The following is a 2,946-nucleotide window of genomic DNA, read 5'->3' as shown; positions in this document are numbered from 1 at the left end:
CCGTCTGCCTTCCAGAAGTAAAGCAAAGCGCACGTTAAGTCAACGAATTTGTCTTTGCACCCGAATGGTGCTGCTGCGCAGTGCTGCGCCGCAGACGCCGAAACGGATTGCGATCGTTCAGGCAGCGTCACAGACGCCCGATCACTCACTGTCCGGAGCCGGTTTTCCCGAGCAATTATCTATAAGTTTTTTTTCTACGTCGTGCAGCAAACGGTGCAGCATGGCGCTGTCGCGCTGCTCCAGCAGACCGATGCGCTGATCAATCCAGTCCGCCAGCTTGGCATCATTGCTGACTTCCAGCGTCACCAGCAGCTGATGAAAGCGCTGACGCAGCGCCTGCAGCTGCTGCGCGTTAGCCTCCTCAACCGGCGCGGCCGCTACCTGGTGCAGCGCCGATAGCTGATAGCAGTACACCATCACCGCCTGGCCGAGATTCAGCGAAGGATAGTCCTGCGCCATCGGAATGCCGGTCAGCAGATCGACCTGTTCCAGCTCCTCATTAGTCAGCCCGCTGTCTTCACGGCCAAACACCAGCGCGATGCGGTTCAGCCACTGACGCTTCTCCTGCAGGATGGTTTCGACCTGCGCCGGCGTGGCGTAATAGCGAAACTTCGCCCGGCTGCGGGCGGTCGTGGCCACGGAAAAATCGACATCCGCCAGCGCAGCGCTCAGCGTGTCATAGGTTTTCACATGGTCAAGAATCTCACCGGCGCCGTGGGCCACTCGCCGCGCGGCCGGATCCTGCCAGGCGTCACTGGCGACAATACGCAACTCGCTAAATCCCATGGTTTTCATGGCGCGGGCGGCCGCGCCGATATTCTCCGGGCGAGCGGGTGAGACAAGGATCAAGGGGAAATGCATGATTTTTCCATCGAACGGTTAATAACCCGACCTATGTTGGCATGCAGGCGACAAAATACCAACCGCACGGGCCTGAGAAAATAAGATGTTAAGGATGTTAAAAGAGGGCAAAAATGCCGGGCAGGCGTAATTATGCGTAATAAGCAAAATTTATGCGCTAAACCCATATTAAAACATTATTTTTCATGCAATTAAAAAGTTATTACCTGCAGGTTTTACTTTTGCGCTGATGCAGCTGAAATGTAGCGAAAATGCTGCTTTTTGTGAGCTAAGCTGGCATTCCAGTAGAAGTTTTTCATAAAAGTGTTAACGTGCTACACTTGCATTTGATATAAGTCAACGAAGCGTTGTTTTTATGCTTATCGGTTGTTGTTGGTGCTGTTAGGTTGCTGTTAATACGGTTAGGATAAGCGCCAGTCCGATACCCACGGGGCACGCAAATATTCATCCTGACTGGCTGAGCTAACACTGAAGTTGACGTTGATGGATGGTGTATTCCGAAGATTATTTCGTACACCGGTTGCGAAAGATATTCTGTTCAGGTGAACAGTGTGCGCAACCCGGTACGCCCTGTTTTCGATTTGTTGGCAAATTTTAGGTAGCGAAACATGCAGACCCCGCACATTCTTATCGTTGAAGACGAACTGGTCACGCGTAACACCCTCAAAAGTATTTTTGAGGCGGAAGGTTACGTGGTCTATGAAGCCACCGACGGCGCCGAGATGCATCAGGTTTTGACGGAAAATGACGTCAATCTGGTGATCATGGATATCAACCTGCCAGGCAAAAACGGTTTGCTGCTGGCACGCGAATTGCGTGAACAAGCAAACGTTGCGCTGATGTTCCTGACAGGTCGTGATAACGAAGTGGATAAAATCCTCGGCCTGGAAATTGGCGCCGATGATTACATCACTAAGCCGTTCAACCCGCGTGAACTGACGATTCGTGCGCGCAACTTGCTGTCGCGTACCATGAATCTGGCGATGCCGAGTGAAGAACGCCGCACGGTGGAAAGTTATCGCTTTAACGGTTGGGAGCTGGACATCAATAGCCGCTCACTGGTCAGCCCGAATGGCGAACAATACAAACTGCCACGCAGTGAATTCCGCGCCATGCTGCACTTCTGCGAAAACCCGGGCAAAATTCAAACCCGTGGTGACCTGCTGAAGAAGATGACCGGCCGCGAGCTGAAGCCGCATGACCGCACGGTGGATGTCACCATCCGCCGCATCCGTAAGCATTTTGAATCTACGCCGGATACGCCAGAAATCATCGCCACTATTCACGGCGAAGGTTACCGCTTCTGCGGCGAATTGCAGGATTAAGTTTGCTGCGGTAAAAGAAAAACGCCCAACAGGGCGTTTTTTTATGCCTTATTTCCACGGCATAATCGGCACGGCGCTCAACGCATTCTTCGGCGAGCCCTCAACCACCTTATCGGAATAGCTGAGATAGATCAGCGCATGGCGTTTCTGGTCAAAGAAGCGCACCACCTGCAGCTTCTTAAACACCAAAGAAGTGCGTTTTTGGAACACCACTTCACCCTGCGCCTTGCCTTGTGCGATTTTATCGCTAAGCTCTACGGGCCCAACCTGCTGACATGAGATGGCCGCGTCGGAAGTGTCTTCCGCCAGACCCAATCCGCCCTTGATCCCACCGGTTTTTGCCCGGCTGATATAACAGGTTACATTTTTTACATCGGGGTCATCGAAGGCTTCCACCACGATCTTATGATCGGGGCCAAACATCTTGAATACCGTGTCAACTGAGCCGATCTCTTCGGCCTGGACGCCCGCGCTGAACACACAAGTTGCAAGCGTGATTATAAGAAAGCGAGTTATTGTCATTGAGTTACCATTGGCAATCGAATAGATGAGACTGTAATGTACTGTCAATCGAACCCGGAACCAAACCTAAACGGGTTGTAACCCGCATTGATTTAGCACAGCCGATTGACAAACCGCCCCCACGCCTTTGTGCATTTCGTGCTATTATTCGACGACTTCATAGTTGCGCCACCAGAGAGTTATGAGGATGTTTTATGGACCAAGCCGGTATCATTCGCGATTTGCTTGTCTGGCTGGA

General features: G+C 52.0%; 3 protein-coding genes. 1 reads left to right on the top strand and 2 read right to left on the bottom strand.

What is annotated here, in order from left to right; translation table 11 throughout:
* Positions 1–141 precede the first annotated feature (141 nt).
* Entirely contained in the window at positions 142–861 is a 720-nt protein-coding gene (locus QMM04_RS21895) for a tRNA/rRNA methyltransferase (RefSeq protein WP_132464491.1), read from the bottom strand.
* Positions 862–1,469: 608 nt separating this feature from the next.
* Between QMM04_RS21895 and arcA the strand changes: the two genes are divergently transcribed.
* A complete protein-coding gene (arcA, locus tag QMM04_RS21890) occupies positions 1,470–2,186 on the top strand; it encodes a two-component system response regulator ArcA (protein ID WP_039329476.1) in 717 nt (238 codons plus the stop codon).
* A gap of 48 nt (positions 2,187–2,234) precedes the next feature.
* Here the strand turns inward: arcA and creA are convergent, their stop codons facing one another.
* On the bottom strand, positions 2,235–2,708 hold the full coding sequence (gene creA / locus QMM04_RS21885) for a protein CreA (protein WP_039329478.1): 474 nt from the start codon (positions 2,706–2,708) through the stop codon (positions 2,235–2,237).
* Positions 2,709–2,946: the final 238 nt, after the last annotated feature.

It is taken from the genome of Pantoea sp. Pa-EAmG (assembly GCF_030024295.1).
Taxonomy (GTDB): domain Bacteria; phylum Pseudomonadota; class Gammaproteobacteria; order Enterobacterales; family Enterobacteriaceae; genus Pantoea; species Pantoea dispersa.
The sequence above is the reverse complement of the archived record's forward strand: the minus strand, read 5'-3'. Positions and strand labels throughout refer to the sequence as shown.